Source organism: Tabrizicola piscis (genome assembly GCF_003940805.1).
In the GTDB taxonomy this organism is placed as follows: domain Bacteria; phylum Pseudomonadota; class Alphaproteobacteria; order Rhodobacterales; family Rhodobacteraceae; genus Tabrizicola; species Tabrizicola piscis.
On the sequence record NZ_CP034328.1, the window covers coordinates 229,755 to 244,407 of the forward strand.

The 14,653-nt window shown below is 62.4% G+C and carries 13 protein-coding genes; 9 read left to right on the forward strand and 4 right to left on the reverse strand.

The window, feature by feature from the left end; all coding sequences use genetic code 11:
* The first annotated feature begins 8 nt into the window (after positions 1–8).
* From EI545_RS01065 to ilvN, 3 genes are all read left to right on the forward strand, one after another.
* On the forward strand, positions 9–1,226 hold the full coding sequence (locus EI545_RS01065) for a glycosyltransferase family 87 protein (RefSeq protein ID WP_164517175.1): 1,218 nt from the start codon (positions 9–11) through the stop codon (positions 1,224–1,226).
* A 3-nt stretch (positions 1,227–1,229) separates the two neighbouring features.
* Positions 1,230–2,459 (forward strand): glycosyltransferase family 87 protein, encoded by a 1,230-nt coding sequence (locus EI545_RS01070; RefSeq protein WP_125323744.1) that lies wholly within the window; start codon positions 1,230–1,232, stop codon positions 2,457–2,459.
* 87 nt (positions 2,460–2,546) lie between these two features.
* Entirely contained in the window at positions 2,547–3,119 is a 573-nt protein-coding gene (ilvN, locus tag EI545_RS01075; RefSeq protein WP_125323745.1) for an acetolactate synthase small subunit, read from the forward strand.
* 24 nt (positions 3,120–3,143) lie between these two features.
* Here ilvN and EI545_RS01080 read toward each other — a convergent pair whose 3' ends face one another.
* The 3 genes from EI545_RS01080 to EI545_RS01090 all read right to left on the reverse strand — a co-directional run bounded on the left by EI545_RS01080 (position 3,144) and on the right by EI545_RS01090 (position 6,393).
* Positions 3,144–3,911: an enoyl-CoA hydratase-related protein gene (locus EI545_RS01080; protein ID WP_125323746.1), complete on the reverse strand. Its 768-nt coding sequence runs from the start codon at positions 3,909–3,911 to the stop codon at positions 3,144–3,146.
* Between the two features lie 68 nt (positions 3,912–3,979).
* A complete protein-coding gene (locus EI545_RS01085; RefSeq protein ID WP_125323747.1) occupies positions 3,980–4,420 on the reverse strand; it encodes a cytochrome c-type biogenesis protein in 441 nt (146 codons plus the stop codon).
* A complete protein-coding gene (locus EI545_RS01090; protein WP_125323748.1) occupies positions 4,417–6,393 on the reverse strand; it encodes a heme lyase CcmF/NrfE family subunit in 1,977 nt (658 codons plus the stop codon). The genes EI545_RS01085 and EI545_RS01090 overlap by 4 nt, the downstream gene beginning before the upstream one ends.
* A gap of 176 nt (positions 6,394–6,569) precedes the next feature.
* Here EI545_RS01090 and rocF point away from each other — a divergent pair, with 176 nt between their 5' ends.
* Positions 6,570–7,493 (forward strand): arginase, encoded by a 924-nt coding sequence (rocF, locus tag EI545_RS01095; protein WP_125323749.1) that lies wholly within the window; start codon positions 6,570–6,572, stop codon positions 7,491–7,493.
* Positions 7,490–8,524: an ornithine cyclodeaminase gene (locus EI545_RS01100; protein WP_125323750.1), complete on the forward strand. Its 1,035-nt coding sequence runs from the start codon at positions 7,490–7,492 to the stop codon at positions 8,522–8,524. The genes rocF and EI545_RS01100 overlap by 4 nt, the downstream gene beginning before the upstream one ends.
* Here EI545_RS01100 and EI545_RS01105 read toward each other — a convergent pair.
* Entirely contained in the window at positions 8,521–8,811 is a 291-nt protein-coding gene (locus EI545_RS01105; RefSeq protein ID WP_125323751.1) for an usg protein, read from the reverse strand. The two genes, EI545_RS01100 and EI545_RS01105, sit on opposite strands and share 4 nt — an antisense overlap.
* A 271-nt stretch (positions 8,812–9,082) precedes the next feature.
* Here EI545_RS01105 and EI545_RS01110 point away from each other — a divergent pair, with 271 nt between their 5' ends.
* From EI545_RS01110 to trmFO, 4 genes are all read left to right on the forward strand, one after another.
* The gene (locus EI545_RS01110; protein ID WP_125323752.1) at positions 9,083–10,099 is read left to right on the forward strand and encodes an esterase/lipase family protein; all 1,017 of its coding nucleotides are present in this window, start codon (positions 9,083–9,085) and stop codon (positions 10,097–10,099) included.
* A gap of 125 nt (positions 10,100–10,224) precedes the next feature.
* Complete coding sequence (gene gyrA, locus EI545_RS01115) at positions 10,225–12,954, forward strand: DNA gyrase subunit A (RefSeq protein ID WP_125323753.1); 2,730 nt, start codon at positions 10,225–10,227, stop codon at positions 12,952–12,954.
* Positions 12,941–13,255 carry a hypothetical protein gene (locus EI545_RS01120; RefSeq protein WP_125323754.1) on the forward strand — a complete coding sequence of 105 codons (315 nt, stop codon included), beginning with the start codon at positions 12,941–12,943 and terminating at the stop codon, positions 13,253–13,255. Before gyrA ends, EI545_RS01120 begins: the two co-directional genes overlap by 14 nt.
* A 65-nt stretch (positions 13,256–13,320) precedes the next feature.
* The gene (gene trmFO, locus EI545_RS01125) at positions 13,321–14,652 is read left to right on the forward strand and encodes a methylenetetrahydrofolate--tRNA-(uracil(54)-C(5))-methyltransferase (FADH(2)-oxidizing) TrmFO (RefSeq protein WP_125323755.1); all 1,332 of its coding nucleotides are present in this window, start codon (positions 13,321–13,323) and stop codon (positions 14,650–14,652) included.
* Position 14,653: the final 1 nt, after the last annotated feature.

Below are 14,653 nucleotides of genomic sequence, written 5' to 3' on the forward strand. Positions count from 1 at the left end.
AAGGGGAGTTGGACCTGGCAGACGCGCGTCTTCGCCTGCTTGGAAGCAGCCGCGCCGCTCTGGTGGTGTATGTCGGCTGTGGTCTGACTCTGCTTTGCACGCTCTTGGTCCTTGTCGTCAGCGCCATCGTCACCTCGGGGGACGGTCCTCGGGCGATGAGCAATGATTTTCGCGTGTTCTGGGCTGCAGGCCAAATGGCCCTCGACGGTGACTTTCTGGGCGTTTTCGACACGGATCGCCTGACCGCCGTCCACGGTGTTGATCCCGAATACTGGATGCCATGGCTCTACCCGCCAGGGTTCCTGTTCCTGATCGCCCCACTTGGTGCCTTAGGCTTTACGACAGGTTTCGCAATCCTTTCGCTGTTGTCCGTTGCCCTCATGGCCTTGGCCATCCGTCCCTTTGTGGCTGGAAGCAAGGTCGCATGGCTGGCCTTCAGCCTTGCCCCCGCCTATTTGCCCATACTGGTTCAGGGACAGAACGGCCTGCTCTGGCTTGCCGGTCTGGTTGCGGCCCTTGCGGCCCTGCGGACAGATCGCTGGGTGCTGGCCGGGGTGTTCATCGGCCTGCTGACACTCAAGCCGCAATACGGCCTGCTGATCCCGGTGGCTTTGCTCGCCGCTGGTCTGTGGTGGACCGTTCTGTCCGCAAGCGTGACTGCCTTGATCGTTGCGGCAGTTCCCACCATCTGGACCGGGTTGGACTATTGGTCCTTGTTCCTCCGGCGCATGGGGGAATACAGCGACTACATCACCGCCACGATGCCGACACTCATTCTGGCGGCCAGTCCGTTCGCAATGTTTGTGCGACTGGGTCTTGATCCGGAAACCGCTTTCGTGGGCCAGGCAGTCGTGACCGTGGCGGCGGCTTTTTGCGTTTTTCTGATCTGGCGCTCGCGGCAGCTCTGCTTTGACACAAAGGCTGCGAGCCTTCTGATCGCCAGCTTTCTTGCAGCACCGGTCACTTGGTACAACGAAGCTGCGATCATGGCCCTTGTCGGACTGTTCCTTGTGCGTGCGGGAATTCTGGGTCGAACGTCATCGCAATGGCTTTTGCTGGCGGTACTGTGGTTTGGTGCCGGCTGGCAATCGATGGGAATTTTTCTGGGCCTCGCGGACAAGCAATTCCCTTGGGCACTGGTCACGACGCCAGTCATGCTTCTGTGCCTGGCGCTATGCCTGTCGCGTTACCTTGCTGTCCGCCGCACACCGGTTTGGGGGGCGTAGTCGATGCAGGACACGCAAACACGCCTTGCCGCCGACGCCCGGCTGCAGCCTTTCTCAAGCCGGACGGGATTTTACGCAGGTGGCATCACCGCAATCTGCGCGGGCGCCTTTGTAAGCCTCATTCTCGTGGTGGCCTATATCCTGACCTCCAACCCCGACGTTCTGGCGATGAGCGTGGATTTCCGGGTGTTCTGGGCTGCGGGCAAACTTGCCGTCTCCGGCGAGCCGCTTGCCGCCCACGACCTTGCGCGGCTCAGTGCTGTGCATGGCCTCCATGTTGACGCTTACATGCCCTGGCTTTATCCGCCCGGCTTTCTGGTCTTTGTCACGCCCTTCGGCGCGGTCTCCTTCATGCCGGCCTTTCTGCTGTGGACCATCCTGTCGATGGCGTTGATCGCACTGGCAGTCCGGCCATTCGTTGCGGGGATCACGCCACTCTGGCTGATGGTTGCGCTGGCGCCAGCCCATTATCCCACCCTCATGCTGGGGCAGAACAGCCTGTTCTGGACGGCCGGGCTGGTTGCAGCCCTTGCCGCACTGCGCGACTCGCGCTGGGTGCTGGCCGGCATCTTCATCGGCTGCCTGACACTGAAACCCCAGCTTGGGGTGATGATTCCCTTTGCGTTGCTGGCGATGGGCGCTTGGCGCACGATCTTTGCAGCGATTATGACCACCATCGTGCTGCATGGCGTGCCGACCCTTGTATACGGCGTCGAATACTGGTCGCTTCTGCGGGCGGGCTTGGCAGAGCACAGTGAACGGGTGGTCGGCTCGCTTGATCAGATCATCCTGATGATCAGCCCGGTCTACACGTTGACATTCTTCGGGATGGCTCCGCCTCTGGCCCTGAACATCCAGTGGGCCATCAGCATCGCCTGTGCTGCCGCGGTCTTCCTGCTCTGGCGGTCAGAGCGCGCCAGCTTTGATGTCAAGGCAGCGGCGTTGCTGATGGCCATCCCGCTGTCGGCACCCTATCTGTGGTATTACGAGGGGGCGCTTCTGGCCTGTGCTGCACTTTTTCTTCTGCGCAGCGGCATCTTCAAAGTCCGCCCGTTCGATCTGGCTGTTCTCGCCCCGCTTTGGCTTGGCGGCAGCTTGCAAGCCTTGAACACTTTCGCCGATCTTGTGGATCAAAGATGGCTTGGCGCGGCCTACCTTCCGCCCCTCCTGATCATCTGCCTTGGCCTTTGTCTGCGCGAGATCCTGCCTCGGCGGACCCTCGCCATGCCTTAGGAACAACAACAGCCCGCCGAAATGAGCTTATGGAACCCCCTGCGCCGCTAATCCAATCAGCAAACTGGGGACACTTGGGAAGAACACATGTCAGCACTGAACATCAAGAAAGGCTCATCGAGCCACTCGGCCTATGACCTGCGCGACAGCCATACCGAGGTCGAGGAAAGTCACACCCTCGCCGTGATCGTCGAGAACGAACCCGGGGTCCTGGCGCGCGTGATCGGCCTGTTCTCGGGGCGCGGTTACAACATCGACAGCCTGACAGTGGCCGAGGTTGACCACACTGGGCACCGCAGCCGCATCACCATCGTCACCCGCGGCACGCCCGCCGTGATCGACCAGATCGAGGCACAACTGCGCCGGATGGTCCCGGTCTATGACGTGCATGACCTGACCGCCGAGGGTCCGTGCGTCCAGCGTGAACTTGCGCTGTTCAAGGTCGCCGGCAAAGGCGCCGCCCGGGTCGAGGCGCTGCAGCTGGCCGAGATTTTTCGGGCAAACGTAGTGGACTCGACGCTGGAAAGCTTCGTGTTCGAAATGACCGGCACGCCCGAAAAGATCGACGCCTTCGCCGATCTGATGCGCCCGCTGGGACTGCTTGAGATTGCCCGGACCGGGGTTGCGGCCTTATCACGCGGGGTAACTTCAGCGGCCTAGCGCGGGTCAGACGGCCCGTGTCCCTTACGTTCCAGTGAACTTGGGGCGGCGCTTTTCCAGAAACGCCGCCACCCCCTCCTGAAAGTCGGCGCTTGCGCCGCAGGTGCCCTGCAGTCGCGCTTCCAGCGCCAGCTGGGTTTCAAGATCCTGATCGAACGCCCCGCGCAGCGCCTGTTTCAGCGCGGCATAGGCCCCAGTCGGCCCCGCCGCCAGCTGGGCCGCCCGTGCCGCCACGACATCGGCAAAGCGGTCGTCCGGCACGGCTTCCCAGATCATCCCCCAGGCCTCAGCCGTCCGCGCGCTGACTGGTTCGGCCAGCAGGGCTGCCCCCATCGCCCGCTGCATCCCCACCCGGCGCGGCAGGAAACTGGTGCCGCCCGCATCCGGGATCAGCCCGATCCGCGCGAAGGCCTGGATGAAACTGGCGCTTTCGGCCGCAATCACCAGATCACAGGCCAGCGCCAGATTGGCCCCCGCCCCTGCTGCCACGCCGTTCACCGCCGCGATGACGGGGACCGGAGCCTCGGTGATCGCCCGGATCATCGGCACATATTCGTCGCGCAGCACTGCTTCGAAATCCACCGCCCCAAGGCTTTGCGCATCGCCCAGATCCTGACCCGAACAGAACGCCCGCCCTGCCCCGGTCAGCACGATCACCCGGCCCGCATGACCCGCACGCAGCGCCTGGGTCAGTTCGCCCCGCAGACCGCGGTTCAGCGCATTCATCACCTCGGGCCGGTTCAGCGTGATCGTCGTCACCCCGCCCTCAGCCGCCACCGTGATCCAGTCCATCGACACCCCTCCCGCTGTTGCGGCAAGGCTAGCGGGTTATCGCGCCCCGGCCAAAGCCGAACGCGGCGTCACTCCTTCAGGATTTCGCGCAGCCGCGCCTCGTCAGCCTCGGTCAGGCGGGTTTCTGGTGCCACCCGGCGCCGCTGCGCCGCGACGGCGATCGCCAAACCCGCCAGAAACAACGCGGGCCCCGCCAGCCAAAGGATCAGGTTCGACCCTTCGGCCCGCGGGTTGAACAGCACGAATTCGCCATAGCGGGCAACGATATAGTCCACCACCTCACGGTCGCTATCGCCCGCCACCAGACGCTCCCGGATGATGATCCGCAGATCGCGGCTGATCGGCGCGCTGGAATCGTCGATCGACTCGCCCTGGCAAACCGGGCAGCGGATGTCGCGGCTGATCTCCCGCGCGCGGGCCTCCAACGCGGGGTCCGCCAGAATCTCATCCGGCTGCACCGCCAGCGCCGGTGTCGCCACCAGCATCAGCGCAAGCACGAACGCTCTCATTCCGCGGGCACCCCGGCCACGACCGGCGCCTTGCGCGCACCTGCCGCCACGCGGTAGCGCCGGTCGCTCAGGCTGAGGAGGCCGCCAAGCGCCATCAGGATGCAGCCCCCCCACAGCCAGTTGGCAAAGGGTTCGATGTAGCTGCGCACCGCCCAACCGCCAGATTGCTGCCGATCACCCAGCACCAGATAGACGTCGCGCAGGAAGCCATAGTCGATCCCGGCCTCGGTCGTTGGCATGCCGGCGACCGGATAGACCCGCTTTTCCGGGGTAAGCTCGGCCACCACGACACCGTCACGCATGACCGTCATGAACGCCATGGTGGACAGGTAGTTCGGCCCTTCCACGTCGCGCACATCGTCCAGCCGCACTTCATAGGTGCCCAAAGGGAAGCTTTCGCCAACCTGCACCACGCGGATATCCTCGATCTTCCAGGCCAGCATGGCCGACACCGCAAAGATCGTGATCCCAAGGCCCCCATGTGCCACCGCCTTGCCCCAGTCGGCCCGGGGCAGCCGGGCAAGGCGGGCAAACCGCGCGCCAATCCCCTCGCGCCCAGTGCGGGCCCAGATGTCGGTCATGGCGCCGAACAGCACCCAAGCCCCAAGCGCCAGACCAATCGGCCCCAGCGCCGTCTGGTTGGTCTGCATCGCAAAGGCCAGCGCCCCCAGCGACAGCGCCAGCAGCAAGGCCGGGACCAGCGCGCGGAACGACCGCGCGATGGTGCCCCGCTTCCAGGCCAACATCGCCCCCGGCGGCAGGATCAGCGCTAGGCCCACGACAAAGGGGGTGAAGGCTGCGTTGAAGAACGGCTCACCCACGCTCAGCGTCCGGCCCAGCAAAAGCTCGGCGATCAGGGGCCAGATCGTGCCGATGAACACCACAAAGGCCGACACCGCCAGCAGGATGTTGTTGGCCACGAGCGCGCTTTCGCGGCTGACGACGGCGAAGATACCCTTCGCCTCCATCACCCCGGCGCGCAGGGCAAACAGGACCAGCGCCCCCCCGGTGAACACACCAAGGATCATCAGGATGAACACCCCCCGTTCCGGGTCATTCGCAAAGGCATGGACGGATGTGATGACCCCCGACCGTACGATGAACGTGCCGATCAGGCTGAACCCGAAGGCCATGATCGCCAGCAGGATCGTCCAGGCCTTCAGGCTTTCGCGTTTTTCCACCACGATGGCGCTGTGCAGCAGCGCCGCCGCCAGCAGCCATGGCATGAAGCTTGCGTTTTCCACCGGGTCCCAGAACCAGAACCCGCCCCAGCCAAGCTCGTAATAGGCCCACCACGACCCCAGTGCGATGCCGATGGTCAGGAAGACCCAAGCCGCCAGCGTCCACGGCCGCACCCAGCGGCCCCAAGCGGCATCGACCCGGCCTTCGATCAGGGCGGCGACGGCAAAGCTGAACGCCATGCTCAGGCCGACATAGCCAAGATACAGGAACGGCGGGTGGAAGGCCAAACCGGGGTCTTGCAGCAAGGGGTTCAGGTCTTGCCCGTCAAGCGGCGGTGCCGCCAGCCGCCAGAACGGGTTTGACGTCAGCAGCATGAACAACAGGAAGGCCACGCCGATCATGCCCTGCACCGACAGCACCCGCGCCTTCAACCGCATCGGCAGGTTGCCGCCCCAGACCGCCACCGCCGCGCCATAGACCGCCAAAATCAGCACCCACAGCAGCAAGGATCCCTCATGGTTCCCCCAGACGCCCGAGATCTTGTAGAGAAGCGGCTTCTCCGTGTGCGAGTTCGACACGACCACGGCCAGCGAAAAGTCCGACGCGACAAAGGCCCAGGTCAACACCCCGAAGGACGCCGCCACCAGCACCAGCTGGATCATCGCCGCAGGCTCGGCCAGCGCCATCAGCCGGGCGTCGCCCCGATGCGCGCCCCACAGCGGCAGGGTCGATTGCACCAGCGCCACCATCAGCGCCAGGATCAGCGCGAAATGCCCAAGTTCGATGATCATGGCCTACTCCCGTTTCCATGTCATACTAGGCGTCTCGGCCGCCATAAGAAATACCCTGCGCCCTTCCGCCGCGCCATTGGGCAATCTGCCGGGCATACCCTTCCGGAACCGGCCTTTTGTGCGTTGCCACTGGCAGGTCAGCCCCGTTACACCCGGTCAAACCCAGCGAGGACCCCATGCCCAAGACAATCCTGATCGGCGCGCCCATCGACACCGGCCAGAAACGCCCCGGCTGCCTGATGGGCCCGGCCGCCTACCGCGTCGCCGGGATCGCGCGCGAAGTCTCCTCCGAAGGCCACGGTGTCGAGGATTGGGGCGATCTGACCCTGCCGCCGCTTCTTGCCGTCGCCTGTCCGAACCCGGCAGTCCATTCCCTTGCCGAAACCGTCGGCTGGACCGTGGCGCTGATGGACAAGGTCGACGATGCCCTCTCGCAGGGTGGCTTTCCGATAATCATGGGCGGCGACCATTCGCTTGCCCTCGGTTCCGCCGCCGCAGCCGCCGCCTTTGCCCATCGTCAGGGCCGCCCGCTGTTCCTGCTCTGGCTTGACGCCCACTCCGACTTCCACACGCCGATGACCACCACCTCGGGCAACCTGCACGGCACCCCCCTCGCCTATATCGCCGGGCGTGAGGGGTTTGACGCCTTCCCCCCCTTCCCGGCCCCGGTCCCCGCCCACCGGATCTGCATGTTCGGCATCCGCTCCGTCGATCCGGCCGAACAGGCGGCGATGCTGCTTCACGACATCCAGGTCAACGACATGCGGGTGATCGACGAACGCGGCCTTGTCGCCCCGTTGCGCGAATTCCTTGATCTTGTGCGCGCCGAGGGCGGAATGCTCCACGTCTCGCTCGATGTCGATTTCCTTGACCCCTCCATCGCCCCCGCCGTCGGCACCACCGTCCCCGGCGGCACCACGTTCCGTGAGGCGCATCTGGTGATGGAGCTTCTGCACGAAAGCGGCCTTGTGACCTCCCTCGATCTGGTCGAGCTGAACCCCTTCCTTGACGACCGCGGCATGACCGCCCGGCTGATGGTTGATCTGGTCGGCTCGCTCATGGGCAAGAAGGTCTTTGACCGCCCCACGCGGAGCAAATGATGCTGAACCTTGTCCCCTTCGTCTCCGTCGACAAGATGATGCAACTGGTCCTGCATCTTGGCATCGAACGCGTCCTCATCGACCTCGCCGCCGAGATCGAGGCCGATTTCCGCCGCTGGCCCCTGTTCGACAAGACCCCCCGCATCGCCTCCCATTCCGATGTTGGCGTGATCGAACTGATGCCCACCTCGGACGGCGTCACCTACGGTTTCAAATACGTCAACGGCCACCCGGCGAACATGAAGCAGGGCCTCCAGACCGTGACTGCCTTCGGTCTGCTGGCCGATGTCGCCACCGGCTACCCCGTCCTGCTCTCCGAAATGACCATCCTCACCGCGCTCCGCACCGCCGCGACCTCAGCCATGGCCGCAAAACACCTTGCGCCCAAGGGGGCAACCACCATGGCCCTGATCGGCAACGGCGCGCAGGCCGAGTTTCAGGCCCTCGCCTTCAAGGCGATCTGCGGGCTGACCGAAGTGCGCCTTTACGACATCGACCCCGCCGCCACCGCCAAATGCGCCCGCAACCTTGCCGGCTCCGGCCTAAACGTCGTGCAATGCGCCACCCCGGAAGAGGCGATCCTTGGCGCGCAGATCATCACCACCGTCACCGCCGACAAGACCAACGCCACCATCCTGACCGACAACATGCTGGGCGCGGGCGTCCATATCAACGGCGTCGGCGGCGATTGCCCCGGCAAGACGGAACTCCACCGCGACATCCTGCTGCGGTCGAAGATCTTCGTCGAATACCCCGCCCAGACCCGCGTGGAAGGCGAAATTCAGCAGCTTGACCCCGACCACCCGGTCACCGAACTGTGGCAGGTCATCACCGGCGCCACCCAAGGTCGCACCAGCGCCGCCGAAGTCACCCTGTTCGACAGCGTCGGCTTCGCGATCGAGGATTTCGCCGCCCTGCGCTATATCCTCGCCAAGTCAAAGGCGACCGGGCTTTACGACAATCTGGACATGATCGCCGACCCCGACGACCCCCGCGATCTTTACGGCATGATCCTGCGCGCGGCAGGTTAGTGAATTCGGAACTCCCCCACCACATTACGCCACTCACCGGGCGCAATCAGCTTGCGGTGGGTGAAGCGCACGGAATGCAGTGGCCCTTCGATCGTGTCCTGCCAGAACTCGATGAATTTGAATAGTTCCGGGTAGTCCGGGGCAAGATCATATTCCTGCCAGATGAAGCTGTTGAGAACATTGCGATAATCCGGCATCCTATAGAAAAGCTCTGCCGTGGTCAGCCCGTAGCCGCCCAACAGCAGCTCAGTCACTCTCCCCACCCCAGAACTGGACTTTGGCGTCATCCTTCAACTCTCTCTCTGCGCTACCTTTTCAATGTAGTAAATTTTCATGAAGTCACAAGTAGCTGAAGGGCCCGCATAGCAACCGAAGATCGCCCAAGAGACGACTCAGCGTGAACCTCCAAGAATAGATTTCACTTAAGAGGTGCACATCGACCTGCCAGGACTTTACTCAAGAGGAGGTTCAGCATACTTAGGTAGTGAGCGACAGTCCGGTGGAAGCAATGGATATCTGCAACTGCGCAATACATTGTGAATTTGTGAAGAGATCAACATGAGATTACGTCTAAAGTTGAATTTGAGTTTCAAAGAATTTGACGATGCTTACCAAGCAAGATTTCTGGGAGATTTCTCGACAGCATTTGGACTACAATCTGGCGATATTCGAACTCCAACATTTCGACCTGGCTGCGTTATATTTGAGGCAGATTTTGATACTGAGACTGCGAAGAAAATACTCGCAATTTTGAGCGAAGCCGTCAAAGTGCACAAAGCAGGAGATTTGAAGCCTGAGATACAGGTTTTTCTTGATTTGGTTGATCAGTATAGCATTGAGAAGAGTGAAAAGGCTGTGACTAGACTCACAGTATCAATGCCCCGAGAGGCGCGTCCAACTGACCGCTACATTCTCTTTGTGCACGGCTGGAATGGTGCCGCTTCCTCTTTTGGAAAGTTGCCCAAATTTCTTGAAGAGGAAACTAATCTCAAGAGCGCGGTATACGAGTTTCCGACCAGTGCCTTGCAGCACTCGCCAGCAGTTCACTTTGTATCAGAGAACCTTGATAACTGGATCAGGAACCATTTCACACTGCAGAATACTAAATTTGCGATCATCGCGCACAGCATGGGAGGAATCGTGGTCCGGAAATTCATTACAAGTCAAATGATTAAGTCAAAACCGATCGATAGCGCAATTAAACAAGTAACGTTCGTCGCATCGCCGCACACTGGGACTGCTCTAGCTACTGCGACGAAGCTTATACCCGGCCTGTCATCAGAGCAATTGAGGGAGCTTTCTCCGACTTCTGCTGAACTCGTGCAACTCAACTCTTCTTGGGATTTCTGGAAGTCGAAAAATCTTGGAGTTGAGGGTCACATACGCTCAATATATGGCACGGCTGATATGGTAGTTCCTGTTTCATCGGCAACAGTTGATGACCCCAATGCAATTCCAATTCTTGGAGCAACGCACACAGACATTGTGAAGCCAATTTCAAGAGATTCTGAGATAGTGATAACATTGAAGCGCCTTCTTTCTGACGCAGGGCTAATTGCTGAATCCAGAACGTAGTAAGTTCATGCGGCTCACTCCCTGAAAGCCGCGACTTCATCCTGACCGCCATTGCACCCCATAGCTTGAATGGTGTATCCTTCTGCCAGCTATATATTGATACCTGATCGAAGGCGGACAGCGCAGTGGCGGATATCCCGGAAGACACTGATAAGACGGAAGAAACGCCCGAACGCGCGGTGCATCACGGCCCGCAGATCGACATCTCGACCGAGATGAAGACCGCCTACCTCGATTACGCGATGAGCGTGATCGTTTCCCGGGCGATTCCTGACCTGCGCGACGGGTTGAAACCCGTTCACCGCCGCATCCTGTTTGCGATGCACGAATCCGGCAACACGCATGACAAGTCCTACCGCAAATCGGCCCGCCCGGTGGGCGACACGATGGGGAAATACCACCCCCACGGCGACAGGGCGATCTACGACGCTCTGGTGCGGATGGCCCAGCCGTTCAGCATGTCGCTGAAGCTGCTGGATGGCCAAGGCAACTTCGGCAGCATGGACGGCGATAACGCTGCCGCCATGCGCTACACCGAAGTGCGGATGGACAAGCCCGCCGCCTATCTTCTGGCCGATATCGACAAGGAAACGGTCGATTTTCAGGACAACTATGACGGCAAGGATCAGGAACCCACCGTCCTGCCCGCCCGCTTTCCCAACATGCTGGTCAACGGCGCGGGCGGCATCGCCGTCGGCATGGCCACCAACATCCCGCCGCATAACCTTGGCGAAGTGATCGACGGCACGCTTGCCATGATCGAAAACCCCGACATCAGCATGGAAGCGCTGATGGACATCATCCCCGCGCCAGACTTTCCGACCGGCGGGTTGATCCTCGGCCGCTCCGGCGCGCGCAAGGCGTATCTTGAAGGGCGCGGGTCGGTCATCATCCGCGCGAAAACCCATATCGAGGAAATCCGCAAGGACCGCTTCGCCATCGTCATCGACGAGGTGCCCTATCAGGTCAACAAGGCCACGATGATCGAAAAGATCGCCGAACTGGTCCGTGACAAGCGTGTCGAAGGCATCTCCAACATCGCCGACGAATCCGACCGGATCGGCGTCCGCGTGGTGATCGAACTCAAGCGCGACGCGACCCCCGATGTCGTGCTGAACCAGCTTTTCCGTTTTTCCGCCATGCAGGTTTCGTTTGGCTGCAACATGCTGGCCCTGAATGGCGGGCGGCCGGAACAGCTGACCCTGCGCGATTTCCTGCATCATTTCATCACCTTCCGTGAGGAAGTTGTTGCCCGCCGCACCGCCTTTGAACTCCGCAAGGCCCGCGAGCGCAGCCACGTCCTCTGCGGCCTCGCCGTCGCCGTGTCCAACGTCGATGAGGTCGTCCGCACCATCCGCGCCTCTGCCGACGCGGCTGAAGCACGCGAAAAGCTGATGACCCGGCGGTGGCCCGCGCATGATATTGCTCAGTATATCAAGCTGATCGACGACCCCAGCCACACGATCAACGACGACGGTACCTATAACCTGTCGGAAATCCAGGCCCGCGCGATCCTCGATCTGCGCCTCCAACGCCTGACCGCCTTGGGCGTCAAGGAAGTCACCGACGAGCTGGAAGAACTCGCCGCCAAGATCAAGGATTACCTTGAAATTCTGGGCTCCCGTGACCGGATCATGGCGATCATCTCGGACGAATTGACCGAGATGAAGACCCTCTTCGCTGTCCCCCGCCGCACCGAGATTGTCGACTGGGCCGGCGACATGGAGGACGAAGACCTGATCGAGCGTGAGGATATGGTCGTCACCATCACGTCGGGCGGCTACATCAAGCGCACCCCTCTGGCGGAGTTCCGGTCCCAGAACCGGGGCGGCAAGGGTCTGGCCTCGATGCAGACCAAGGAAGACGATGTGGTGACGACCCTTTTTGTCGCCAATACACACACTTGGCTCCTCTTTTTCACCACCGACGGCATGGTCTACAAGCTGAAGACCTGGCGCCTCCCCCTCGCCGGCCGCACCGCCAAGGGCAAAGCGATGGTCAACATCCTGCCGATCACCGCCGGCATCACCATCGCCGCCCTCATGCCCGTCGACGTGCCTGAGGAGGAGTGGGAAACCCTCCAGATCGTCTTCGCCACCTCCGACGGCGACGTCCGCCAAAACGACCTCTCCGACTTCACCAACGTCATGCGCAACGGCAAGATCGCGATGAAACTGCCCGAAGGCGTCTCCCTCGTGAACGCCGCCATCGCCGACGATCAGGACGATGTGATGCTGGTCACCGAAGCCGGCCGCGCCATCCGCTTCTCCACCACCGAAATCCGCGTCTTCAAATCGCGCGGCTCCACCGGCGTGCGCGGCATCCGGCTGGCCGAAGGCGACCATGTCGTCAGCATGTCGATCATCCGCCATTTCGAAGCCGACCCGGCCGAACGCGAAGCCTACCTCAAACAGCGCCGCCTGATGGCCGGTGTCACGGAAGATGAGGCGGATGATGAGGAAGAAACCGTTCCCGCAGGCCAGCTTAGCCCCGAACGCTATGCCGAGATGTCAGCGGCCGAAGACCTGATCCTGACCGTCACCAAGGGCGGCTCGGGCAAGCTCTCCTCCAGCCACGACTACCCCGTAAGGGGCCGCGGCGGCATGGGCGTCAAGGCCATCTCCCCCGGCCCGCGCGGTGGCCGCATCATCGCCTCCTTCCCGGTCACCCTCGCCGACCAGATCATGCTCGCCACCTCCACCGGCCAGTCGATCCGCGTGCCGGTCGACCAGATCAGCTTCCGGTCACGGTCAGCCGGCGGCGTCAAAGTGTTCAATGTCGCCAGTGACGAAGACGTGGTCTCGGTCGCCCGCGTGGCGGAGCAAGGCCCCGAACCCGGCAATGACGAGGCTTGAGGACGCGCTCGCCGCCCTTGCGGCGGCGGGCGAAACCACAACCTACGGCGCGCTTGCCAAAGACCTCAGCCTACGCATGGCCGACCTGACGGCCCAGCTTGAGGCACTGATGGAACAGGACGCCGCCGCGAACCGCCCGTTCCGCGCCGCCCTCCTCCGCCAGCGCCTCTCGCCCGACCAGCTTCCCGCGCCCGGCTTCTTCCTCAAGGCCGCCGCCCTCGGCCACCCCACCGACGACCCCGCCGCCTTCACCAAAGCCCACCGCGAAGCCCATTTTCTGTCCCCAAATATCCCGGGGTGAGCGCGGCACGCGCGAGGGGCAGCGCCCCTCCTTGCGCCACCGGCCCCACAAAGCTACATCCCCCCATGGACACACTTCACATCATCGGCGGCGGCATGGCGGGCTCCGAATCCGCCTGGGCCGCGGCCAACGCGGGCATCCCCGTCACCATCCACGAAATGCGCCCCAAGGTGGGCACCTTCGCCCACCGCACTGGCGATTTCGCCGAAATGGTCTGCTCCAACTCGTTCCGCTCGGACGACCACGAACAGAACGCCGTCGGCCTGCTGCATTGGGAAATGCGTACCGCCGGCGGTCTGGTGATGCAGATGGCGGAAAAACACCGCCTGCCCGCTGGCGGCGCGCTGGCCGTGGATCGTGACCCCTTCGCTGCGGCCGTCACGGAAAAGCTGAAGGCCCATCCGCTGATTTCTGCCTCTTATGAAGAGGTTACCGAACTTCCCTCCACCGGCCACTGGATCATCGCCACGGGTCCGCTGACCAGCCCCGGCCTTGCTCAGTCGATCAAATCCGCCACCGGGGCCGAGGCGCTGGCCTTCTTCGACGCCATCGCCCCCATCGTCTATGCCGACAGCATCGACATGGACACCGCCTGGCTGCAAAGCCGCTACGACAAGGGCGAGACGGAGGATGAACAAAAGGCCTACATCAACTGCCCGATGACCAAGGACGAGTATGAGGCTTTCATCGACGCCCTCCTCGCCGCCGAAAAGACCGAGTTTCACGAAGGCGAAACCGCCGGCTATTTCGACGGCTGCCTGCCGATCGAAGTGATGGCCGAACGCGGCCGCGAAACGCTGCGCCATGGCCCGATGAAGCCGGTCGGCCTGACCAATGCGCACCGACCGGACGTCAAGCCCTATGCCGTCGTGCAGCTTCGCCGCGACAACAAGCTGGGCACGCTCTACAACATCGTCGGCTTTCAGACCAAGATGAAGTATGGCGCGCAAACCGCTGTTCTGAAAATGATTCCCGGGCTGCAGGATGCCAGCTTTGCCCGGCTTGGCGGCATCCACCGCAACACCTTCATCAATTCGCCCACGCTGCTCGATGCGCAGATGCGCCTCAAGTCGCACCCGCATATCCGCTTTGCCGGTCAGATCACCGGGGTCGAAGGCTATGTCGAAAGTGCCGCCATGGGCCTGCTGGCGGGCCGCATGGCCGCTGCCGAAATTCAAGGCCGCGCTCTCCCCCCGCCGCCACCCGAAACCGCGATGGGTGCCCTTGTGACCCACATCACCGGCGGGGCTGAGGCGAAGACGTTTCAGCCGATGAACGTCAACTTCGGCCTCTTTCCCCCGATTGACGCCAAGGGTGGCCGTCGCGGCCGCACCGTGCGCTACAAGGCCTATACCGACCGCGCCAAGCAAGCGTTTCAGGCATGGCTGGAGGCCTGAC